This is a genomic window from Candidatus Chlorohelix allophototropha, assembly GCF_030389965.1.
In the GTDB taxonomy this organism is placed as follows: Bacteria; Chloroflexota; Chloroflexia; order Chloroheliales; family Chloroheliaceae; genus Chlorohelix; species Chlorohelix allophototropha.
The window spans coordinates 1,590,552-1,613,769 of record NZ_CP128400.1; the positions used below are offsets into that span (position 1 = coordinate 1,590,552).

A 23,218-nucleotide genomic window follows, 5' to 3' on the forward strand; every position below is an offset into this window, starting at 1 on the left:
AAAGAGACCTATAAGGTCAATTAGAAAAACAAGAAAGAGAATGGGCACAGCGTGAATGCCAGAAGTGATACGCTGCGCCCAATTTTGATTTTATTTGTTGATAACTTCCAGCATATCGGGTACGCGATAGAATTTAACACGTGGGCTGCCTTTTTGCTCACCACGCGCTATTTCGGCTTTGTTAATAACATGCCAATCAGCGTAAGTGACATATTTGATGCCACGTTCCTGCAACAGGTTTTCTATCAAGACAGGGTTGCGGTTTTCATCAGCGATACCGTCAAGTTCAGATACATCTTGTACCGCTGAAACGACTGTGGCAGCCGAATCTGGCTTGTTAGTACCAATGATGCCGGAAGGCCCACGTTTCGCCCAACCCACTACATATTCGCCTGCAACTACTGCTCCGCCTGCGCTTTCGGTTACGCGCCCGGCGACATTGGGGATAATGCCGCTTTTCGAGTCGAAAGGCACATCCGCCAACGGTGCGCCCTTGTAACCTACTGAGCGGAAAATCATACCCACTTCCAACGTTTCGTATTCGCCAGTACCAACGGCTTTGATGCTGCCGTCCGCACCTTTTTCAAGTCGGTTTTTCTCAATCTTGACTGCCGCTACCTTACCATCCTTGCCGATAACTTCTACCGGAGAAACGAGATAGCGGAACTCAACCTTGCGATCACCTTTTACATGTGGATTGGTGGCATACTGACGCATAGTTTCTACGTTCTTGGTTGCACTCTTGTCGCTGGGTAAGGCAGCCGCGCTATGTTCGTCCAGTTCGAGGGCAGCCGGGTCAATAACCACGGTTACGTTCGGGAGTTCGCCAAATTCCTTGAGTTCGGGATGGGTGAAAGCTGCCTGAACCGGACCGCGCCGCCCTAATAAAATTACTTCTTTTACCTTGCTCTGGCGCAATTTTTCGATGGTGTAATCGGCAATATCGGTTTTTGCCAATTCGTCCGGTTCGGTAACAAGGATACGGGCTACGTCCATTGCCACGTTGCCGTTACCAACTACTGCGACTCGCTCGCAGGAAAGATCAAATTCAAGGTCACAATAATCAGGGTGGGCATTGTACCAGCCTACAAAGACGGTGGCAGGATAGCTATTTTCCAAATCCTCGCCCGGAATACCCATTTTACGATCGGATTGTGCCCCAACCGCATAGATAATCTGGTCGTAATATTTTTTTAGGTCGGCGTGGGTAACATCTTTACCTAAGGTTACGTTGCCAAAATAACGGAAGTTAGGGTTTTCCGCCGTTTTGTCGTAAATGCGGGTGACGGCTTTAATTGATTGGTGATCAGGAGCAACGCCTTCCCGCACCAACCCATAGGGTGTGGGGAATCGGTTGAACATATCAACCTGTACAACTAAGCCGGATGTTTTGAAAAGCGCTTCGGTAGCATAAAACCCTGCGGGACCTGCCCCGATGATTGCCACGCGCAACGGACGTGACTCTGTACCTAGTTTTTGTTCCACTAGCTATTCCTCAATTCTGTTCCTGGTGGTTGTAATTTTTAGTCAGTAAGTCCTCTATCGTTATGGATATAATACCACATTGTGACAATTTGCACTTAAGGTTAGTGGAAGGAAAATAAGGATTTTCTGTCCCGAAAAAACTTGGTAATTGCACCTTGCTTTGACAATAGGTGAGCCTACACATTCACGACCAAGCCAACCTTAGTCAGTTTGGGTGGCTTTGAGGTTGGCGTACCAGCCGTAATGTTACCAAGAATATAGCATAATCCGTTATCTGAAAAGGCAACCGATCGCCAAGGTAAACTTCTCCCAAGCGATAGGGAAATTGCAACAGGCTAATTCTGGTTGTTGGTGCGCAAAATTTCGGTGGTAGGGTCGGGATACGTGGTGTAGAGGTCGATAGCGCGCAACAACTGGTTCATACGATGGTCGTAAATCATATGCTGCCGCACGGCGATTTTGCGCCCATTTTCCGCTTTTATCACCAACAAGCCACGCTTACCACCGGCAGTAGTTTGCGGCAACATAATATAATAGGTGAGCAGCAATTCAAGACCGGGCATAGTTTCACGTAACTCGTCCGCCTTATTTTGCGCTTCATAAACGTCCACTATTTCAAGCCACTTAATTTTGGTTTCGCCGTGCTTGCGACTATAAGCGGAGAGATATTGAGGTGTAATGGTTATACGCTGGCGGGTGTTGAATGAATACCAGATGTAGTAAATCAGACTTACTTCGAGCAACGCAACCAGCAGCGCAGGGATAACCCACCAAAAATTATCGGCAACCTTGAGGAATAGGGCAAAGGTGGTTGCTGCACCCATAAGAGTAAAGAAACCTGCAAAAAGTACTCGTGCCAGCAGAGTTTCGCTGAAAGTGGTGGTTTCCATTGATTATGCCACCGTAAGCTGGCCGTTTAGCCGGGTAATTTCCAACACAATTGCGGCGGCACGGTACAAATCGCGTACATCTAACCATTCGTTGACAGTGTGGATAGCGCGCATACCGGTTCCCAGATTGGCGCAGGACAAGCCCTTTTTGTTGAAAATGTTAGCATCGCAACCGCCCATCATTTCCATCGGCTGCACCTGATATTCCAGATTGCGGGCGGCACGTATCACTAACTGCACAATTGGCGAATCTTTGCTGAGGTTCATACTGTCATAACTGCGTTCGATGTGAGATTCTACGCTGGCGCTGAGTACCTTACCCTCTACCTCAACCTGATAACGTGCCGCCGCTGCTTTAAAACATTCGTCCATGTGCGCTACTTGCTCATCGAGTTTGGCTTCGTTTAGGCTACGCGCTTCGCCATGCAATACCGTTTTATTGGGGATAATATTGGTGGGTCCGCCGCCATGTATGAAGCCGATGTTGGCAGTGGTTTCGTGGTCAATTTTACCTAGCTTCATGTTAGCCAACGCTTCACCGGCAATTTTGATGGTGCTGATACCTTTGTCAGGAGCCATACCCGCATGCGCTGCTACCCCGTTAATTGTCCATTCCATATGGGCGCTGGCTGGTGCTTTGATAAATAGATAACCTACATCATCGCTGTCTAACACAATGCCGTACTTTGAGTTCAAGCGAGTTGCATCTAGAAATTTTGCCCCTAGCAAGCCTACTTCCTCGCAAATAGTAAAGACCGCTTCAATTTCACCGTGCGGTATATTCTTTTCGATTAGAGTACGGATAACTTCTACGATGATGGCGCACCCACTCTTGTCGTCACCACCTAAAATAGTTGTGCCATCGGTGCGGATAATGTTACCCTCGATAACAGGCTTGACCCTTTCGCCCGGTATAACCGTATCCATATGCGCTGCTAGAAAAAAAGCCGGAGCAGCGGGATTATTAGCAGGTAAACGACAAATCACATTCCCGGTGTTACCGCCCACGAACTCATCGGCAGCGTCAATCTCCACGCTTGCGCCCAATTCTTCCATAACTGCTTTAAGTTTCAACGCCACTTCGCGCTCTTTGCGACTGTGGCTATCAGTGGTAATCAAATCCAAAAAATGTTCTTTAAGGCGGGCTTCATTTATCATTGAAATTGGTTTCCTCGCTAGGACGTATTTATTATTGGTTTTTAGGCGGGCGTAACCCATATTTTGCTGGCAATTTTAATACCTATCGTCACTTCATGCCCCTCTTCGGTCATAGCCGAGAGAGTTTCACGAAAAGGCGAACTACTTTTGACGGTGAAGATTACGCCCGGCATCAAATGATGTTCTTGTAAATAGCGCAATAAACCCGGTTCATGTTCGGCTTCCTCGGTTATACGCAGTAGCACTACCTTCACGCCGATGGGCGTTTGGTCGAGCGGATGTGCTTCTTCCGGCAATATAAAGCCGCTGCCGGGTATTGGATTACCATGTGGGCAGGTTTTAGGATTGCCTAGAAAGCGGGTCAGGGCTTTTTCCACACTTGGAGAAATAGCATGTTCAAGACGACAAGCTTCTTCATGAGCGGCTTCCCAATCAAATTCTAGCACATCTACCAGCAAACGTTCTAGCAAACGATGGCGGCGCGAGAGTGAAAGCGCCACTTCTTCGCCCAATTCGGTCAGGCGAATACCTTTACTTTTCTCATCTACCATTACAAAGCCATGATCTTTGAGGCGGTTTATGGTAGCGTTTACAGTGGGTGGTGATACATTCATGCGCTCGGCAAGACGGGCGGCAATTACCGGTTTGCCTTCCTCAAGAGTCATATTATGAATTGACTCACAATATTCTTCTACTACTTCTGTGACCTTGGGGTCTTTATTCTGATCGCGTTGGGCGTTTAATGTCATTGCTTTCTCCTGGGTAGCATGAGAGGTGCAGACCCAGCCTTATTTTATCAAATCTTGCAAGGTTTATAAAGAAAAAAGGCGGTAGGTGGGTGTGCGTCCAAATCAGTGGTACGTGCTGTGTGGGTTAACAGTTTCGACAAGAGGCTGCTATCTGCTTTGTAGCCACCTATTTGTATATGATATTTAAAGTGCAAAATATAAAGAGCCGCTGCTGGATAGGAGCAGCGACTCTGTACAGGCTATGAAGGCCGATGCGGAAGGAGGGTAGTCAATCCAAAATTAAAGCTCTACTTCGCAGTAACCTGACGAGCAAGCTAATTCTTGGGCTGCCTTAGTAAAGTCTTCGCTCTCGTAGCGATAAATCTTCGAGAAATCAACTTCAGGGAAGACCGCCACGAGTTTTTCATATTCCTCTTTAGCGACTTCGATATAGGGTAATTGCGCGTATTGAGCATCGAAAGTTGGCAGGAAAGCCATACCGCCAATCTCATTACGATGTTCCCAAATCCAGTTTAACAAGCCTAATACTTCGTCAGGGCGATAGGTAATTGTGACAGAGGGGTTATGCTCAGTCCAGTTCAGCTTATTTTCGAGCCAATAATTGCACTGTTCGATGGCGTTGCGTCCGTTGCGGGTTATAGCGCCTGTCGGAGCTTTAACCGGGAAATGGATAACCCAAGTGGTAGCATTCTCGACTGTCTGTCCGTTTTCTGGGTCTAATGGAACCCCTGCATCTTTAAGCACCTTGTATAGGGCGGAGTGTGCGCTCACTCGCACATTGCGGATGTAATAGGGCGCCCAACGAGCGTGCAAACCGGAGGAGCAATCGACCAATTGTGAAGTATTTCCGCTAGGTTTTACGCAAGTGACGGCAGCAGCTTGGTTGATACCAAGTTTTTCGGCGTATATACGATTAACTTCAACTGTATGCACCCGCAGCATGTTTTTAACTTCGGCGCTCTGAATTGCCTGAGAGTCCATTTGTCCGGTAATGTCTACACCCAACAAGCGCTCTTCCTCACAATTTTTCTTCCAAATCGGGCGTAATCCGGGGAAATTTGTAGCCATTGACTGAATCGAGCCGATAATAGCGGCAAGCTCAACCTTTTCTCTGAGGGTTTCAGGCGTATCGGTTGACCTAGCAACTGCCGCGGAGAGGTTGCAGAACTGGTAGGGGCGCAGCACGATTTCACCGCAAGGATTCGTTCCAAACATTATCAAATTGCCGTTCTCGTCGTATTTATTACGGCGCATCGGCATCATATTGTAGGTAGCCTCACGGTTGAAAATACCCGGTTCGCCACGTCCTGAACTGACCATATCCAGCACTTGGTGGGCTACATCTATTTGACTTAACCCACCTTTAGGCCATACTGCCGAGTTGTTGGCATTCCAGCGATAGCTATGCTCGCGCTCAAAATCGCCCGTTTTGCACTGGCGCATTTCTACATCATCAAAATCAAAGAGGGAAATCATAGCGGTGCGACGCACGCCGCCACTAACCGCGGCGTTACCCACTACGCACATAATGTCGTGGGCATCGGTAGGTCGCAAGAATGAACCCTGTCGTGAAAGCAGCTTGGAACGTACAAAATCGAGCATTACACGGAGAGGTTCAGGACCGGAAGCTCGCCCGCCTTTGGTACGCAGTGGCGTACCGGAAGGGCGCAACTCGGTAAGATCGAAGTTAATATCACCACCATCGAACCAAGTTTCCAGACCCACACGCAGCGCATCCGACCAACCTTCTGCCGAATCTGCGGCTACGAAAGTATCACGCATTTTGCCAGTCTGTCGCTTAACGCGGGGGAACTGTTCTACATATTGTTTTTCTACCGAATATCCAACGCCGCATCCGCTCATTGAGATTATAAGCGCTTCCACAAAGGAGTCGATGCTTTCAACGGGTTGGTAAGAGCAGTTGTAAATAGTGATATTCGAGCGGCGTGCCGCAGCGCCTGCCATTGCTAGCATACGCATGGAAGGCATTACTTTCATTTCCAGAATACCGCGTCGCACCCGCTCGTAAACCTCTGCCTCAAGACGTGAACCGCCCAATTCGTAGAGGAAATCTACGGTGCGATTGACCGTTTCTACCCATGTTTCGCGTCGTCCCAATTCGTAGTTGAAGCGGGAATATTTATCAAAAAACTGGAATTGCTGGAGTACGGTCGGGAAGTATTGGGCTGATTCATCAAAGGCAGCCCGCACTTTTCCCGGTACGGGGCGTTCGGCGCGGGTACGGGCATGGTCAGCGCGATAAAGTATATAACGTTTGGCGGCTTCAAACTCACCGGCTGCCTGCAAAACCATTTCAACAATATCTTGCACATTCTCTACAGTAACGGGCATGCTCTTTGCCATTACGATATTGATAACCCGCCGCGCCAATTCAGGAATTGTAGTAGAAGGAGTACGCCCGAAGCTGGCAAAACAGCGCTCCATTGCATTCTCGATTAGTTCTATATCAAATGGAACTATACGCCCATCTCGTTTTACAATAGTTTCAGGCAATTTCAAACCGTTATCGGTATCTGCTGGTCTATTCACGATGTCAGTCATATGACCTCTTCCTTTTAGTTATATCTATCTGTCTGTCTAAATATCGGCGAACTAGCCATACTTGCCGATATTAGAACTCCTCTATAACATCAAGTGGCTGGCACTGTGCTAGTAGTTCTTCCAACCAATCAATTTCTTGTTCGGTAAGACGATGCTCTTCCAGTAAATTATCTGGCGCAAAAAGTCTTCCGAAACCTGCAAGCTCAAGCTCTAATTCATCGAGCCGCACTATTGCTCTGATAAGTCTCTTTTGCGTTGCATCTAGATGCTCAGCAAAAGAAAAGTCTGCTTCCATCCCCTTCTCCGGGCGCAATAAAAACCACAACCGGTGTAATAAAAACCGGAGTCTTTAATTGCGTTTTACTCAAATTAGATTCGGGAGAAGTCTGCCCAAGTAGAGAAACTGATTAATTGCGGGTTTCTATAATTTCTGGAGATTTCTATTAGTTGAGCTTGTCTTCTTCGTTTAGCTTCTCTATCTCGCTACGCATAACGTTTAAATCCGCAAATTCGCGGTAAACGCTGGCAAAACGGATGTAGGCAAGTGAATCAGTCTGCCTCAACTTCTCCATCAAAATTTCGCCTATCTGACGACTGCTTACTTCAAGCTCGCCACTGCGAAATATTTCGCTTTCCACCTCATCAATTAGTTGTTCAATGCTTTCTGCTTTGACGGGGCGTTTGGTAAAGGCAGTGTAAACCCCTTTACTCAATTTTTGGCGATTATATTCTTGTCGGTTACCATCTTTTTTGATAACCAGAATATTTATAGGCTCTACCCGCTCATAGGTAGTGAAACGGTGCCCACATTTAAGACACTCACGGCGACGGCGAATACTTTCTCCTCCGCGCAGGTCACGTGAATCTATAACCTTGCTATCGTTTTGATGGCAATAGGGGCATTTCACCCGGCTTGTCAGCCTCCAAGTTTATGAGATTTAGTTTTCTCTATCCCCACATTAGAAGAAGGTTGCTCGTTAGTTATGCCGAGCCTGCAGAATATAGATTGGAAATGTTTACTTTCCATAACTACTAATACCCTGCACCGTGCAAGTATTATAATACCAAATATAGTGGTTGTCAATATATTAAACCCCCAAATTATCCACATTTAGTATGTCCAATGTGTATAACTTACTAAATGTAGTGGTACTATTTGGCTACAAACCATATATAGCTATATCGGTTTAAAATAGTTTAGGGGTTGTTAAAAGGAAAAACCGCGAGTTTTATGCCAGCCCGATTTTGCCCACTTTCAGATATAATATAGACAACCATGTTCTTAATATTATTTTTCTTAGAAAGAAGCTCTGCAAAATGACCACCAAAAACACCCTCCCCGGTTATGAAGAGGAAGCCAGAAGCGCCTTTCGCAGCTTGCTTCTGGAACGCCCTGAATTTATGGATACGAATCGAAACCATATTCAGGATGTTGTCCCTTTTCTAGAAGAGGAGAGCGGGTTTCCTGAATGGTTGACGCATTATGAAGGTAATAATCGGGCGCTCTCTGGGGTTTGGACATCGGTTATTCGAGAAATTAAAAAAGATACGTCAGTCAAAGAAACCGAGTCAAAGATTGAGTTGCCAAAACCTGAAAAACGAACCCGTACTGTTACTCGTAAGCCTCAAAATGTGGAAAATGAAAATACAGCGATTGTACCTGCAATAGACAATTCTCCTACGTTACTAGAAGATCAAGCGATTCAATCCAGCCGTGCTTTGGCAGAGCAATTTGCTATCGTCAAACATCACGAACTGGCTATCAAGCAAGCGACACAATCTATTGAACAGGCTAATGAAGCGCTGGTTCGCGCCCGTCAAGATTTTGCACACGCTACCACCGCTTATACTAACGCTCTTGATGATCTAGCGCGTTTGCTGGCAAATTCGTTGGGTAATAAGGCGGGAGAGTTTAGCAAATTGTTGGCAAAAGCGGCTATCGGCAACCAGAAATAGACGCTATTATTTGAGAATTAAAAAACTCCTCTCAACGAGAGGAGTTAAAACAAGTTATATCTAGAATTTCTAGATAGGTAGGTTCACAACCACCCGGATTCCTTCAGAGGTATCGAGTTCTATTTTGCCGCCTACCTCTTCAATTATTTCCTTGCTAACCGATAGCCCTAGCGACATTCCTGCTTTTATATTCAAGCGTTGCTCAAATAAGCTACTTATTCCTTCTGGCCCTGAATTAGCAGAATTATATAAGATAATAGTAATGCTATCAGAGATTCGTCCGGTTGTTACCGAGAGCTTTCCGCCTTTAGTGGTATTGGACAACACTTGAATAATAAGGTTTAATATTATTTGCTCAAGCTGATAATCCATAACCCGCACTTGCGTTAGTTTTGGAGCAAGCTTTGCTTCTACCTGCACTTCAGATTCAGCCATAACCTCTTCTAGTGAAGCTAGTGTTTTCAGAACAACCACATTCACATCTGCGAGCGGTTTTGCACTGGTGGGCGTAGGGCGATAAAAGCTCCGCATTTGCCCGATTATACTTACAATCCGGTTGATTTCAGCATCAGCCGCTTCAAGATACTTTTGTCTTTGCTCTATAGTGCGCTTGGGGTTTTTGCTCAATTCTAGGATAGTTCGAATGCTTTGCAGTGGATTATTTATTTCGTGTGCTATCGCTGAAACAATTCGCCCAATTGCCGCCATTCTTACAAAAGCCTTTTGGTTTTGCTCTATTGCATGTTTTTCACTGACATTGCGAATCACCGCGAGTGCGCCTGTCAGCGCTTGAGTACTACCGTATAGCGGCGTAACTCTTACACCCAATTTGATGTTTACATCGTCTTTTGAAGCAATGTAAACATCTTCCGCTGCAAAACTACGCCCTTTTTCTAGATTATCACGGAATAGTGGGGAGGGCTGACATGCATCACAAAAATCCCAAAGGCAAAGCTGACCCACTACTTCGTCTGCTTCGTAGCCTGTCAATTCTTGAGCAGCCCGGTTAAAGAGGGTAATATATCCGGTGTTATCCGTGACGATAATCCCCTGATCGAGGTTATCAAAAATTTCAGATTGCATTGCCAATTCCTGCGCCTTAGTTGCAGGGGTTAATTTATCTAAAGAATTAAGAGTGTTTTTATAATAAGGCTGTTTTTTTACCATCAGCATACTTGTCATGTAACCTGCCACAAACTACTAAACTATGAGCTTTTAGAGCTAAAAATCATCTGCACCAGAATGTATGTAGGATTCCCTAGAACCATCTATATTAAAAAAACTTATTTCGCGAATACGGATTGTCCTGCTACTTATATTTTATCCCACTAATAGACTATAAATATTCACGTTGGTAACAATTTTAGTGAAAAATTGGCAAATTTATTAATCTGATTCTTAACTAAACCTCTATTGAAATTTCTCTTGTATCTTGCTCGCCAGTGGAATTGGGTAATAGCCTTGGTTACTAAACCGAAATTTGCCGTAACTCAACTACTTTGTTACAATTTACACAAGAACTGCTTTGTCGGCAAACAAATGCGAACGACATTAAATATTAAAACCCTATAACATTTTATTATCTAGCAAAGGGTATAGCATAATGAATTCTAATGATAAGGTACTATTATATGGCGCAATGTGGTGTGGTGATTGTCGCCGTTCCAAAAAATTTCTCGATGAACGGCAAGTAGCCTATAGCTGGATTGACGTTGAGTCTGATGAGACAGCCATGCAAGAGATGCAGCAACTGAACGGTGGTCGCCAAAGCATCCCAACGATTTTATTACCGGATGGCAAAATACTGATAGAACCGACCAATAGAGATTTGGCAGTTGCGTTGGGTTTAGGAAAGGTAGCCTAAAAAATTAGTCCCTTGCGAAGGCGAGGGGCTTTTTGATTCCATCAAAATTACTCGTAGCGGTCTTTTTTGTAGTCGCTGAGATAAGGCTTGCAGAGTTCACAGAGATTAATTTCGTCTCTAACCCTAGTTGTACCGCGAATGGTAATGATATCGAAGTGAAAGATATGGCGGGAAATATGGGTGGGGCAAAACTGCACTTCACAACGTCCACAAACTAGATAAAATTCGTGGTTACAGTTTTCCTTGCCGCAAAGGCGGGCGTAATTTCGCGCAAATCCTAGCGCACGCTTTTCATCTTCGTAGGCAAAGCGTTCCACCACTGCCAGTTCATGGCGGTACTTGCGCATACATGATGGGCTTTTGCAGACTGCTTTATCTCGATGTCCGTGTCGTATGCAAAAGTGCTTGCCGCAATAGCTACACTGTTCTATTACTTCAGTTTTGCAGAAAAAACCCTTTTCGCATGCTAATGCCATCTAAAACCTGCTACCGGGTTGTGTTTCAAGGTCACTATTGCGACCTTGTACTTCCTACTAATTGAATTCAAGCCGCGCTAACCGTTGACGCATCAAATGGTCTGCCAATGTCAGGCACAGCATCGCTTCGATAACCGGAATGGCGCGTACAATGATAGTTGGGTCGTGCCTTCCGCGTACCTCGATGGTGGTTGCTTCTCCCTCGGTGTTTACCGTATTCTGCTGTCGGGCAATGGAGGAGGTGGGTTTCACCGCCAACCTTACCAGAATATCCTCTCCGGTGCTTATCCCGCCGAGAATACCGCCCGCCTTGTTTTCTATCGTGCCGATTTTCCCGCCCACGTTGATAAACGGGTCATTCGATTGTGAACCGTGCATTCGTGCCAACGCAAAGCCTGCGCCGAACTCGATCCCTTTGATAGCGGGGATACTGAGCATTGCTTTGGCGATTTCTGCATCGAGCTTATCGAAAACGGGTTCGCCCAGACCGGGAGGCACGCCGATTGCCACGACTTCCGCCACGCCGCCAAGCGAGTCAAGCTCTTTCTTAGCCTGTAACACTATTTCTACCATTTGGGGCGCAACATCAGGGTCAGGGCAGCGCACCAAATTGCGCTCAATCTCATCGAAATCAATTTTCTGCGCTACGATGCCGCCAAGTTCTTTGGTGTAGGCAACCACTTTAACGCCATAATGCGCCAACAACTTCCGGGCAATTGCGCCCGCTGCCACTCGCCCAACCGTTTCGCGTGCGCTGCTGCGTCCACCTCCACGATGGTCGCGCACGCCGTATTTGGCAAGATAGCTGAAATCGGCGTGACCGGGACGGAACTTATCCTTGATTTCGTCATATTTGCTGCTGTCCGCATCCTCGTTATAAACCAGCATCGAAATGGGCGTTCCGGTAGTTTTGCCCTCGAATACGCCCGACATAATCTGAATCAGGTCTTTTTCCTGACGTGGGGTGGTCATCTGGCTCTGCCCGGTTTTGCGTCGGTTCAATTCGCTTTGAATCTCTTCCGCGTTTATTTCCAGTCCTGCCGGGCAACCGTCCACCACCACGCCCACCCCTGCCCCGTGAGATTCGCCCCAAGTGGTGATGCTAAACGCTTTACCAAATGTACTGCCTGCCATTTATTTAAAACCTTTTTCTTAATTAAAGCGCCGGATGTTGTTTATACCATTCGGTAGCCTGTTCGTAGGCATGCGCGACTCTAAAAACTTTCTCTTCGCCTAGCACCGGTCCGAGAATTTGTAACCCCACCGGTAGCCCGTTGCTGAAACCGCAAGGAATAGACATGCCGGGCGTACCCGCCATATTCGCCGGGATGGTGAAAATATCGTTTAGGTACATTGCCAACGGGTCGGAAACCTTGTCGCCGATTTTGAAGGCGACTGAGGGCGAAGTCGGAGCGATTATCGCGTCAAACTTTTCGAACACCTTGTCAAAATCACCTCGAATGAGGGTACGCACTTTCTGAGCTTTCAAGTAGTAGGCATCGTAATAGCCGCTACTTAGGGCGTAAGTGCCAATCATGATGCGCCGCTTTACTTCAGGTCCGAAGCCGTGACCGCGTGTTTTGAAATAGCCGTCCCACATTTCAACTGCTGCCGGGTCGCTGTAGCCGTACTTGATACCATCATAACGGGCGAGGTTTGCACTGGCTTCTGCCGGAGCGATGATGTAGTAAGTGCTGATGGCGTACTTAGTATGTGGCATCGAAACTTCTTCCACTGTTGCGCCCAACTCTTTCATCTTTTCCACTGCGGCGAGTACCGCTTGCTCTACACCCGGTTCAACTCCCCCGATAAAGTATTCGCGAGGCAGCGCAAGTTTCATGCCGTTGAGGTTTGGCACAAGCGCTTTGGTGTAATCCGGCACAGGCGCATTAATCGAGGTGCTATCCTTTGGGTCATGCCCGGCAATCACATTCATTACCAGCGCGGCATCGGCAACGCTGCGGGTAAACGGACCAAGTTGATCCAGTGAACTGGCAAAAGCAATCAGACCATAGCGGGAAACGCGCCCATAAGTAGGTTTTAAGCCTACCACACCGCATAAGGCTGCCGGTTGGCGGATGCTACCACCTGTATCCGAACCCACACTAAAGAAGCCTTCCCCCGCTGCTACCGAGGCGCTGCTACCACCGCTACTACCGCCCGGTACGGTATCAAGATTCCACGGGTTGCGGGTGGGGAAATAGCTGCTGTTTTCGGTGCTGCTGCCCATTGCAAACTCGTCCATATTGTTCTTGCCAAGCATAACCGCGCCCGATTCGTAGAGTTTGCGGGCAACGGTTGCATCGTAAATCGGCACATAATTTTCTAGGATTTTGCTGCCGCAAGCAGTGCGTATTCCTTTGGTACTTAGCACATCTTTCAAGCTCATAGGAATGCCCAGCAATGGATTGGCATCCTTCGCGCCATTTTGCAAGATTTTATCGGCGGCATCAGCCTGTTGCAACGCCAATTCCGGGGTCAAGGTCATAAAGGCTTTGACCCGACCATCCACTTCTTCTATACGCTTGATAACGGCGGTAGTAAGCTCGCGGCTGGTAATTTCCTTTTTGCGAAGGAGTGCGGCGGCTTCGGTTATGTTCAAAGAATGCAATTCCATTTTTATCTCGATTTCCGTTTAGCCTGATGTTCTTTTTAATAAGCTGGAATAACGGCTATGTCTATTGCCCCTTCTACTTTGAAGGGTTTAAATTACTCTTCTTCGGTAAAAACAGCCCTAATGCGGAAGAAATCTGCCTCGCGCATCGGTGCATTCGACAGCACTTCCGAGATTGAGGCGGATTCGCGCACTTCGTCGGGGCGCATCAAGTTTTGCACCGCAATTACCTGAGCGGTAGGCGAGATTTGGTCAGTATCTAACTCTTTTAGAATTTCAAAATAGGTAAGAATCGGCGCAAGCTCTTCGCGCATTTTCTCTTTTTCGGCTTCGGTAAGTTGTAACCGCGCCAGGTGCGCCACGTTTTCTATTTGTTCGAGGGATAACTTCATTGGCTAACTCCTGTGCTGGATATTCAAGAATTTTAATCTGCCAGATTATAACACCCCCTATAACCGCTTGCAAAAAGTATATAATTGAAACATCACGTTCTTAGTTACAAGTTTACATAATATACAGGAGATAAAATGGCGCAAACAGAAGAATACAGCGCACCTGTTAAGCTAGGCTTGATTGGGGCGGGGCTGGCTTTCAAACGCTTGCATCTGCCAGCCCTAACTGCGCTTAAGGGGTATTTCAGAATTACCGCCGTTTGCGATATTGCACCGGAAACCCTCTCCGAATCAACCCGCTTGGCGGCTGATTTGAACAAAGCCAATTTTGGTGAAGAAAGTGAAATCCGCACCTATTCCGGTTATCGCGAATTGTTACAGGATAACGAGGTTGAGGCGGTGTTGATTTCGCTGCCGATTCATCTTAATGCCGAGGTGATGCAGGATGCCGCGCTGGCGGGTAAGCATCTCATCTGCGAAAAGCCGCTTGCTTCCAATTTGGCGCAAGGGCGCAAGCTTGCTCCGGTTCTGGAGAGCCTTGCCGCCACCAAAGGGTTGGCAATTGAGATTGCCGAGAATTACCACTATCGCCCTGAATTGGCAATAGCGCGGCGTTGGGCGTTTGAAGAAAAGTTACTAGGAGAGGTAGTGATAATTACCGCTCAAAACTTTGTGCGAATGGATACCAGTCAGGGCTATGCCGCTACCGCTTGGCGGATTGATAATCAGTATCGAGGCGGTATTTTAATGGATGGTGGTATTCACTATATTGCAATGTTGCGGCGGCTGGCGGGAGAGGTGGAACAGGTGCATGCTTTTGCCCGTCATATGCACAAAACCGCCACCAGTTCGCCCGATACGATTTCAATAAATCTGCGCTTTCGCAGTGGTACGCTCGGCAACATGATTTATACCGGCGCAAGCCCTAATCTGTTGCCACCCCGCGACCAACCGGATTGTATTATTTACGGGACGCAGGGGCAAATCCAGCTTTCCAAGAAAAACGATGCGCGTTTGCTATTGCAAGCTTTTGATGCGTGGCAGCCTACCGGATTTAAAGAGGCACAATATTGGGCGGCTGAGACCAGCAGCTATTATGAAGAATTCCTGAACTTTTATGAAGCGATTCGCTTTGGTAAGCCGGTGCTGGCTTCTCCCACCGAGTGCCTACACGACCTTGAATTGATGTGCGCTGCGCTCGATTCTGCGGAAGAACGCGCCGTTAAGCTGCTTTAGAAATCGTGTTTGAGGTACAAGTGGCGGCGAATACGCACCAATTCGGGTGGTACAGCGTAGTGGTTAGCTATTGCTTTGAGGATGGGCAACACCGGGCGTAAGACCGCCGCTTCCGGAACGAGTAGATAAGCTGCTACAGTGGTGGCTTCTGTCTCAAGCTGATTATAAACGAAGCGTCCTTCTTCGCAGGCATTTAACTGGTTGGGATGCCAGCATGCCACATGCCCAACTTCGTGCATCGCTACATAGCGAGTCAATTCGGTTGTTAGGCTATGGTTGAGCGCGATAATGATTTTGCGCTCTACATCGAGAGTAAAACCACAGGTGGATTCGGGCAGTTCCATGAAGCGCAGATCAAATTTATTAAGAAGCGGGCTAGTATCAATTGCTTCGGTGGGTTCGCGGTGCAACTCAAAGTGTTCTATCAAATTCAATGACAGCCGTGCGGCTTTTTCGGTTGGAAATTGCGGATTAAAACTATCGAACCATTGCATTTGCTCTTACCCCCAAATGCCCTCTGGCGTGACCGGGCTGTTCAGACTACTATTATGCGGTTAGGTGCATTTATATTGCAACTTTTGGCGAAGTGAGGTCTTTCTGTGGTATCTTCTACACCCCCTTCTCTATGATTTCGCAATTGGCGATATTCTTCGCGTAGAATGGTTTTAACGATTTCACGGGTCTTGTAGGGCATTTTACCGATCTGGCTGAGATAGAAGCCCAACTCCGGGTCGTCCAGTTCTGGCAGTTCGTCGCCATCTTCCGGCAAATAACCCGCCAACGTCAGTAATCTTTCAGAGGACAACCCGATGGTTTGTGCTAACGCTCGGTATGTGGCAGCGTCTGCCAATACTTTCCGGTGCAGTATGCGCGATAGGGTGGTGCGATGCACGTTTACTTGTTGCGCCAGCCAACCTATGCCGCGTCCTTCTCGCGTCAGATAATCTTGAATCAACTGGGAAATCGCTTCTTTTCGTTCTTCGTTAGTCATTTCAATATTGGGGAAATATTGTGGCGACATTTGTGCTACTTTCCTTTCTGCGGGCGGAATGATTCACCTCATGGTAATTAACGAAGTGACCTTGAGTCGGTTTCACCCTTCAATACATCGAACTTTTTTATTGTAGCAACAAACTTATAGAATTAGCAATAATGTTCGCATTTCCAACAGAACGATTCAGAAAATAACAAATCTAGGTGTGCTGCTCTGGAAAAAGTCACAGATAAGCACGGTAAAAAGGGCGGTTCTACCGCGCTTGTATCGTTCTAACTTTGCCTAAAATGGTAGGTGAAACTAACCCCACTGAAATCGCTCGTTGGATTCGCTTACGCCGAGATTGGTTGTGTAAAAGTTAAACCTAAAGAGTAAGCACTTACCCTGTGGGAATACTTATGTGTATGTATGCGAAAATGTGAGCTTTCTGAATCGCCCTGCCTGAATTGCTAATAGATTTTTATTCTTCTACCAGACGCATATTAGCATCCAGCGATTGGAATTTGTTCAGGATGTTAGAATAGCCTCGCTCTACATACTGGATACCACGCACTTTTGACACGCCCTTTGCCACTGCTGCTGCAATCAGGTAACTGAATCCGGCGCGAAGGTCAGGGATAGTAATATCGGCGGCGTGCAAGGGTGTAGAGCCTTTTATCACACAGCTATGGGCGTGATCGAGACTTTTAAAGCGACACGATTTTTCTCCAAGGCAGGTTTTGTAAAGCTGAATTTCTGCCCCCATCCGCTTCAGGTCTTCGGTGTAGCCAAAGCGTTTTTCATAAACGGTTTCATGCACTACCGAAAGTCCTTCAATTTGGGTCATCAACATTACCAATGGCTGCTGCCAGTCGGTCATGAAGCCGGGATGCACATCGGTTTCGAGCGCAATCGGTTTGAGCGCACCACCAGGATGGTAAAAGCGAATTCCTTTATCTAATACTTCAAAGTTTGCCCCTATTTGCCGTAATTTGTTAAGGAAGGTGAGCATGTGGTGTTGCTCTGCTCCTTCCACAATTACATCGCCTCCGGTTATGACACCCGCTACTGCGAAACTGGCGGCTTCGATGCGATCGTTGATGACGGTGTGTGCCGCCCCATATAATTCATCTACACCCTCGATTTCGATGGTGCGATCAGTATCCACGAAGATAATTGCGCCCATTTTCTGGAGCATCATTACCAGATCAATCACTTCCGGTTCAATGGCAGCATTTTTAATTACAGTTCGTCCTTGCGCCAATACGCTACTGAGCAAAATGTTTTCGGTTGCTCCTACACTTGGATAGGGCAATTCTATCATCGTGCCGTGCAATTTATCGGCAACAGCGTAATAGCGTCCTTCTTGGTAAACGATTTGCGCCCCAAGTTTTTCCAATGCCTGTACGTGAAAATCCACCGGTCGCTCCCCAATATCGCAGCCACCCAACATCGGAATTATCGCTTTGCCGTAGCGATGCAGTAATGGGCCTAATAATAGTATGGGGATGCGGTTAATGCCGCTAAAGGCAAGAGGAACTTCGGGGGTTAGTATTTTGGGGGTGGACAGTTTCAGGGTAGTAGTATCTTGCCATTTATAGTTCAAGCCGATGCTTTTACACACATTGAGAGTTACATCGGTATCACCGATACGCGGAACATTGCTTAATACTACATCTTCTCCCGTCAAGAGACTTGCTACAATCTGTTTAGTAGCGGCGTTTTTAGCACCGGCTACCCGCACACGCCCCTTGAGTGGCTTACCACCTTCTATTACGTAATAACTCATGACACCTCTTTTTAATGTCGACGCATTCCTCACTTATAGTGACTCAGGAAAAACGCGCGTTAGCTTCTATTCAGCTTAGTTGCCATTTTACCATAAATAAATAATATGCTAAAACAAAAAATCCTCTAACCCAGTAGCTAGAGGATTTTTTTCTATCAGAAGAGGGGCAAACCTCGCCACTATTGGCTTAATTGAGTAGGGTTTTGACCTGCTCTTTGTGGTAGAACTCCAAAGAGTCACCTTCTTGGAAGTCGTTGAAATCTTCTAGACCGATACCACATTCGTAGCCTGCTGCCACTTCTCGCACGTCGTCCTTGAAGCGTTTGAGTGAAGATACGCCGCCATCATACATAACAGTACCATTGCGCAATACCCGTACTTTGTCGCCTCGTAACAATTTGCCATCGGTGACAAACAAACCGGCGAAAGCATCGCTCTTGCCAACTTTAAAGACCTGACGCACTTCGGCATAACCATCGGTGACATCTTGGAAGGTTGGTTCGAGCATACCCTCCATTGCCAGCTTCACTTCATCAATCAAGTTGTAAATGATGTTGTAGAAGCGGATGTCCACTTTGGATTTATCGGAGGCACGCTTGGCTGCCACGTCAGGGCGCACATTGAAGCCGATAATGATAGCGCTGCGGTCTGCTGCTGCTAACATAACGTCCGACTCTGTGATTGCGCCTGTACCGGAGAACAGGATTTTAATTTTGACCTTCTCGTTGGAAAGTTTTTCCAGCGATGTTCGAATAGCTTCAACCGAACCTTGCACGTCTGCTTTGAGAATGACGCGCAGTTCCTTGACTTTACCTGCTTGAATCTGACTGAATAGATCATCCAAGGTAATAGCCTGCGTGGCTTCTTGGCTCTCCTGCGATTTCTCACGAGAACGCATCTCTACCAAATCACGGGCAGTCTTTTCATCGCCCACTGCTATTAGAATATCGCCCGCGATAGGAACACCTTCCAGCCCTAGAATCTCGGCAGGGGTACTTGGCTCGGCGCGTTTTATGCGGCGACCTTTGTCATCCATCAATGCCTTGACGCGACCCATTACAGTCCCTACTACCACGTAATCTTTAACGTTGAGGGTTCCGTTTTGCACTAGGACGGTAGCGATAGGTCCACGATTTTTGTCCAACTCTGCTTCGATAATCGTTCCAATGGCATCTTTATTGGGATTTGCTTTCCATTCCGCCAATTCAGATACAATCAAAATCATTTCAAGCAGGTCGTCGATACCGATTTTATTTTTAGCAGATACCTTTACGAAAGGCGTTTCACCGCCCCATTCTTCCGGTATTAACCCAGCTTCGTTCAACTGGCTCATTACCCGATCGATATTTGCGCCTTCACGGTCAATTTTGTTTATAGCAACAATAATCGAAACACCTGCCGCTTTAGCATGGCTTAATGCTTCTAACGTTTGTGGCATCACACCGTCGTCCGCCGCTACTACCAGAATGGCAATGTCGGTAACCTGAGCACCACGTGCGCGCATTTGGGTAAAGGCTTCGTGACCGGGAGTATCCAAGAAGGTGATTTTTTTACCGTTAATTTCAACTTGGTACGCACCGATATGTTGAGTAATACCACCGGCTTCACCTGCCGCTACGTTGGTAGAACGTATTGCATCGAGCAATTTGGTTTTACCGTGATCAACGTGACCCATGATTGTTACCACCGGCGGACGCAATTCGGCTTCAGGGTCTTGCGTTATCTCGTCCTTGGTAGGAATATGCAGTTCTTGGGAGTCATCCTTAATCGGCACAACTTCACGGGTTTCAAAGCCAAGTTCGCCTGATACAATCGCGGCGGTATCATAATCAATCACCTGATTGATGCTCGCCATAACGCCGTTTTTAATAAGCTCACGTATGATGTCGCTAGGTCCTACACCCAATTCATCAGCTAATTCTTTTACGGTCAGGGTAGGAGGAAGTTCATAGATTTCTACCATACGGCGAATACCGGTTCTGGATTGTTTAGGCGCAGTTGTAGCGTTCATTACGCCGGCTCTTCCGCCCACACCAAACCTAGCTCCACGGTCTGCTTCTTTACTGCCACGTCGTGCGCCGCTACCATCACGTTCTAATTGGGTTTCACGCGCTTTTTCGCGAGCTTGGTCACGCTCCCGGTCAGTTGTTCGACGGTCACCTCGGCTTGGTTCAAAGGCTGGAGGTGCTACAGGTCCTCTACCACCGGGACCACCGCTGGGACCGGGTCTGCCACCGGGACTACCACCGGGACCGGGTCTACCACCGCCACCGCTGTAACCGCCGCCACCACTTGGGGGTCTGCCACCACCGCCACCGCCGCTGTAACCGCCGCCACCACTTGGGGGTCTGCCACCGCCGCCGCCGCCGCTGTAACCGCCGCCACCACTTGGGGGTCTGCCACCACCGCCACCGCCGCTGTAACCGCCGCCACCACTTGGGGGTCTGTTACCACCGCCGCCGCCGCTGTAACCGCCGCCACCACTTGGGGGTCTGCCACCACCGCCACCGCCGCTGTAACCACCGCCACCACTTGGGGGTCTGTTACCACCGCCGCCGCTATAACCGCCGCCACTTGGGGGTCTGTTACCACCGCCGCCGCTATAACCGCCGCCACTTGGGGGTCTGTTACCACCGCCGCCGCTATAACCGCCGCCACTTGGGGGTCTGTTACCACCGCCGCCGCTATAACCGCCGCCACTTGGGGGTCTGTTACCACCGCCGCCGTAGTTGCCGCTACTGGGAGGTCTGCCGCCACCGTAGTTGCCGCCGCCGCTACCACCACCGGAAGGTCTGTCACCACCGCTACTGTAGCCGCTGCCTTCCCCACTTGGGGGTCTGTTAGTGCTACTGTCGCCTTCACCGGGAGGTCTACCACCACTACCGTCGCCACCTTCGGTGGGAGGTCTTTCTCCACCGCCGCTGGATCTGGGGGGCGCCGGATTATTAGACTGGCTGTTGGACCCACCTGATTCGTTTTCGCTATTATCCCTATTTGACATTTAGTTTAAATTTCCTCCTATATTTTGCCTGACCCCATTTTATCTACTCCACCTCGACTGCGCTCCTTTCAGGCAAAGCCTCACCGAATTCTCCTAGATGCTGGCGTGTTTCAAGGTCTATAGTAACTTTAAGGGCGTTTTCCACAGCCTTCTTTTCCAACCCTTTTTTCCAGCATTCACTAACGCTGCAAAGATAAGCGCCGCGCCCCGCTTTTTTTCCGGTAGGATCAATTTCTACCTTACCTTCCGGGGTACGTACTAACCGAGTGAAACCACGTTTGGCATCGGTGCTACGACAGGCAATACAAGTACGCTGCGGCACATGTTTGGGGCGTGGCCCTTTTGGTTTTTTCCCTTTAGAGGGTGCTGCGCTTATTACCATAGAACTATCCGTTTACCTTGAAACTATCAATTAGTTCACCGTCAAAAAATATGTCAAGATGGTCGCCATTTACTTCCAATTCAACTTGCTGACCTACATATTCTTCTGATAATGGTCCGTAGGTCTCGTTACGGAATACCACCATGCGATCTTTGCGCACCTTGCGGGTCTCACGCTCTAAATCTGAATCGGTAATATCCTCATCGCCTTCTTCTTCCGGAATACCGCCGTTATACTCTTCAGCGCGGAAGGCTCGTACCAGTTCATCACCAAACATTACCAGTAAGCGTTGCCCGTTATCGAACAAAGTTACATTCTGGTTAGCAAATTGTGGTGCCAACGGTCCTAAAGTCACCCCATTGTACGTGAAAGTACCATCCTTGCGCACCTTGCGAGCTTCCCCACCGGAAGGTTTTGCCAAGCTCTCATCTTCGACTTCCTCAGCGTTGAAGCTAATACCGGCAGCAGCAGCGGCTCTGGCGAACGAATTCGCCATATTGTTTTCCATACGTTGTTCTTCGCGGCTGAGCGCAGCCCGCGCTAGTTTCGCAAAGTCGTCATCTTCAAGGCTGCCACGAGAATAGCTACCACTGGCAGCGGCTGATGCGGCTGTGACGGGCTTAATATCAATACGCCATCCGGTTAATTTTGCGGCAAGGCGTGCGTTTTGTCCTTCTTTACCGATTGCTAGGGATAGCTGGTTCTGTGGAACCAGTACCAAAGCGCTTTTTTCATCCTCATCAAGGTCAACACGTACAACCTGAGCAGGGCTTAGCGCGTTAGCAATATACTTTGACATATCGGTATCCCACGGTAAAACATCTATTTTCTCGCCGTAAAGCTCGTTCACAATGTTTTGGATACGTACGCCCCGCATACCTACGCAACTACCTACCGGGTCAACTCCTTCTTGACGAGCGGCGACCGCTACTTTAGAGCGTAAACCCGGTTCACGGGCAATGGATTTAATTTCTACAGTTCCATTAAAAATTTCCGGCACTTCGATTTCAAAAAGACGACGCAATAGGTTGCGGTGTGTGCGTGAGACAATCAATTGTGCGCCACGATGGTTCTTTTGCACCTCAACCAGAAAGACCTTTATGCGCTGAGAAACGCGATAACGCTCGGTGGGAACTTGCTCTGAAGGTGGCATCAAGGCTTCGGCGCGTGGTTCGAGTTCGATAGTAATACCCTTCGCATCAACCCGCTGGATAGTTCCGTTTACAATATCGCCTTCACGATCGGCAAAAGTTTCATATATATGATCGCGCTCCGCTTCTCGGAAGCCCTGCAATAACACTTGCTTGGTGGTTTGAGCAGCAATGCGCCCGAAATCTTTGGGCGTATCATCTACTTCGTAAATATCGCCTACCTTAAGGTTGGTACGTGAGTTTAAGCCGCGCACTTCATTAATACCAATTTCGAGGCGGTCATCCTCCACCTCTTCCACGATGTTGCGCTGGATAAAAACGCGCACATCACCGCTGCTCAAATCTACCCGGATATTCTGGGATGCGGCGGCATTATTTACTCTTTTGTAAGCGGCTTTGAGCGCATTCTCCAGAATACCAACTACGATCTCTTTAGAGAGACCTCTATCTGCCGCTATCTGGGCTATAGCTGCTCTAAAATCGCTTTTCATACTCGAAGCTCCTTGTCCATATTCAATTTTTAGTCTTTTCAAAATAACA

The 23,218-nt window shown here is 47.8% G+C and carries 22 protein-coding genes; 3 read left to right on the plus strand and 19 right to left on the minus strand.

Translation table 11 applies throughout. From position 1 onward, the window contains the following. Nucleotides 1–90: 90 nt before the first annotated feature. From OZ401_RS19380 to nrdR, 7 genes are all read right to left on the minus strand, one after another. Nucleotides 91–1,485, minus strand: coding sequence for an FAD-dependent oxidoreductase (locus OZ401_RS19380; RefSeq protein ID WP_341470167.1), 1,395 nt, complete (start codon nucleotides 1,483–1,485; stop codon nucleotides 91–93). A gap of 335 nt (nucleotides 1,486–1,820) precedes the next feature. Beyond that, nucleotides 1,821–2,375, minus strand: a complete 555-nt coding sequence (locus OZ401_RS19385; protein ID WP_341470168.1) for a hypothetical protein — start codon at nucleotides 2,373–2,375, stop codon at nucleotides 1,821–1,823. A 3-nt stretch (nucleotides 2,376–2,378) separates the two neighbouring features. Further along, nucleotides 2,379–3,533 carry a M20/M25/M40 family metallo-hydrolase gene (locus OZ401_RS19390; RefSeq protein ID WP_341470169.1) on the minus strand — a complete coding sequence of 385 codons (1,155 nt, stop codon included), beginning with the start codon at nucleotides 3,531–3,533 and terminating at the stop codon, nucleotides 2,379–2,381. 41 nt (nucleotides 3,534–3,574) lie between these two features. Then, nucleotides 3,575–4,282 (minus strand): metal-dependent transcriptional regulator, encoded by a 708-nt coding sequence (locus OZ401_RS19395; protein ID WP_341470170.1) that lies wholly within the window; start codon nucleotides 4,280–4,282, stop codon nucleotides 3,575–3,577. 279 nt (nucleotides 4,283–4,561) lie between these two features. Next, complete coding sequence (locus OZ401_RS19400) at nucleotides 4,562–6,844, minus strand: ATP cone domain-containing protein (protein WP_341470171.1); 2,283 nt, start codon at nucleotides 6,842–6,844, stop codon at nucleotides 4,562–4,564. Between the two features lie 70 nt (nucleotides 6,845–6,914). After that, nucleotides 6,915–7,139: a hypothetical protein gene (locus tag OZ401_RS19405; RefSeq protein ID WP_341470172.1), complete on the minus strand. Its 225-nt coding sequence runs from the start codon at nucleotides 7,137–7,139 to the stop codon at nucleotides 6,915–6,917. Nucleotides 7,140–7,287: 148 nt separating this feature from the next. After that, nucleotides 7,288–7,752: a transcriptional regulator NrdR gene (gene nrdR / locus OZ401_RS19410; RefSeq protein ID WP_341470173.1), complete on the minus strand. Its 465-nt coding sequence runs from the start codon at nucleotides 7,750–7,752 to the stop codon at nucleotides 7,288–7,290. A 409-nt stretch (nucleotides 7,753–8,161) separates the two neighbouring features. Here nrdR and OZ401_RS19415 point away from each other — a divergent pair, with 409 nt between their 5' ends. Further along, nucleotides 8,162–8,800, plus strand: a complete 639-nt coding sequence (locus OZ401_RS19415) for a hypothetical protein (protein ID WP_341470174.1) — start codon at nucleotides 8,162–8,164, stop codon at nucleotides 8,798–8,800. A gap of 69 nt (nucleotides 8,801–8,869) precedes the next feature. On the opposite strand, the gene OZ401_RS19420 is transcribed toward OZ401_RS19415, so the two are convergent. Then, nucleotides 8,870–9,883 carry a two-component system sensor histidine kinase NtrB gene (locus OZ401_RS19420; RefSeq protein WP_341470175.1) on the minus strand — a complete coding sequence of 338 codons (1,014 nt, stop codon included), beginning with the start codon at nucleotides 9,881–9,883 and terminating at the stop codon, nucleotides 8,870–8,872. 520 nt (nucleotides 9,884–10,403) lie between these two features. Here OZ401_RS19420 and OZ401_RS19425 point away from each other — a divergent pair. After that, complete coding sequence (locus OZ401_RS19425; RefSeq protein WP_341470176.1) at nucleotides 10,404–10,664, plus strand: glutaredoxin family protein; 261 nt, start codon at nucleotides 10,404–10,406, stop codon at nucleotides 10,662–10,664. Between the two features lie 47 nt (nucleotides 10,665–10,711). Here the strand turns inward: OZ401_RS19425 and OZ401_RS19430 are convergent, their stop codons facing one another. The 4 genes from OZ401_RS19430 to gatC form a co-directional block, all read right to left on the minus strand. Beyond that, on the minus strand, nucleotides 10,712–11,140 hold the full coding sequence (locus OZ401_RS19430) for a hypothetical protein (protein ID WP_341470177.1): 429 nt from the start codon (nucleotides 11,138–11,140) through the stop codon (nucleotides 10,712–10,714). Nucleotides 11,141–11,197: 57 nt separating this feature from the next. After that, nucleotides 11,198–12,274: a chorismate synthase gene (aroC, locus tag OZ401_RS19435; protein ID WP_341470178.1), complete on the minus strand. Its 1,077-nt coding sequence runs from the start codon at nucleotides 12,272–12,274 to the stop codon at nucleotides 11,198–11,200. A gap of 22 nt (nucleotides 12,275–12,296) precedes the next feature. After that, the gene (gatA, locus tag OZ401_RS19440) at nucleotides 12,297–13,757 is read right to left on the minus strand and encodes an Asp-tRNA(Asn)/Glu-tRNA(Gln) amidotransferase subunit GatA (RefSeq protein WP_341470179.1); all 1,461 of its coding nucleotides are present in this window, start codon (nucleotides 13,755–13,757) and stop codon (nucleotides 12,297–12,299) included. 92 nt (nucleotides 13,758–13,849) lie between these two features. Beyond that, nucleotides 13,850–14,146, minus strand: coding sequence for an Asp-tRNA(Asn)/Glu-tRNA(Gln) amidotransferase subunit GatC (gene gatC / locus OZ401_RS19445; protein ID WP_341470180.1), 297 nt, complete (start codon nucleotides 14,144–14,146; stop codon nucleotides 13,850–13,852). Between the two features lie 135 nt (nucleotides 14,147–14,281). Here gatC and OZ401_RS19450 point away from each other — a divergent pair, with 135 nt between their 5' ends. Further along, nucleotides 14,282–15,382 (plus strand): Gfo/Idh/MocA family protein, encoded by a 1,101-nt coding sequence (locus OZ401_RS19450; RefSeq protein ID WP_341470181.1) that lies wholly within the window; start codon nucleotides 14,282–14,284, stop codon nucleotides 15,380–15,382. On the opposite strand, the gene OZ401_RS19455 is transcribed toward OZ401_RS19450, so the two are convergent. From OZ401_RS19455 to nusA, 7 genes are all read right to left on the minus strand, one after another. Further along, complete coding sequence (locus OZ401_RS19455) at nucleotides 15,379–15,876, minus strand: ImmA/IrrE family metallo-endopeptidase (RefSeq protein ID WP_341470182.1); 498 nt, start codon at nucleotides 15,874–15,876, stop codon at nucleotides 15,379–15,381. The genes OZ401_RS19450 and OZ401_RS19455 overlap by 4 nt on opposite strands. Nucleotides 15,877–15,917: 41 nt before the next feature. Then, nucleotides 15,918–16,403 (minus strand): helix-turn-helix domain-containing protein, encoded by a 486-nt coding sequence (locus OZ401_RS19460; protein ID WP_341470183.1) that lies wholly within the window; start codon nucleotides 16,401–16,403, stop codon nucleotides 15,918–15,920. A 433-nt stretch (nucleotides 16,404–16,836) separates the two neighbouring features. Beyond that, nucleotides 16,837–18,144: a UDP-N-acetylglucosamine 1-carboxyvinyltransferase gene (murA, locus tag OZ401_RS19465; protein ID WP_341470184.1), complete on the minus strand. Its 1,308-nt coding sequence runs from the start codon at nucleotides 18,142–18,144 to the stop codon at nucleotides 16,837–16,839. Between the two features lie 187 nt (nucleotides 18,145–18,331). After that, nucleotides 18,332–20,176, minus strand: coding sequence for a translation initiation factor IF-2 (infB, locus tag OZ401_RS19470; protein WP_341470185.1), 1,845 nt, complete (start codon nucleotides 20,174–20,176; stop codon nucleotides 18,332–18,334). Between the two features lie 155 nt (nucleotides 20,177–20,331). Continuing rightward, on the minus strand, nucleotides 20,332–21,111 hold the full coding sequence (locus OZ401_RS19475) for a hypothetical protein (RefSeq protein WP_341470186.1): 780 nt from the start codon (nucleotides 21,109–21,111) through the stop codon (nucleotides 20,332–20,334). Between the two features lie 77 nt (nucleotides 21,112–21,188). Then, nucleotides 21,189–21,527: an RNase P modulator RnpM gene (gene rnpM / locus OZ401_RS19480; RefSeq protein ID WP_341470187.1), complete on the minus strand. Its 339-nt coding sequence runs from the start codon at nucleotides 21,525–21,527 to the stop codon at nucleotides 21,189–21,191. Between the two features lie 4 nt (nucleotides 21,528–21,531). After that, nucleotides 21,532–23,169: a transcription termination factor NusA gene (gene nusA / locus OZ401_RS19485; protein WP_341470188.1), complete on the minus strand. Its 1,638-nt coding sequence runs from the start codon at nucleotides 23,167–23,169 to the stop codon at nucleotides 21,532–21,534. Nucleotides 23,170–23,218 lie beyond the last annotated feature (49 nt).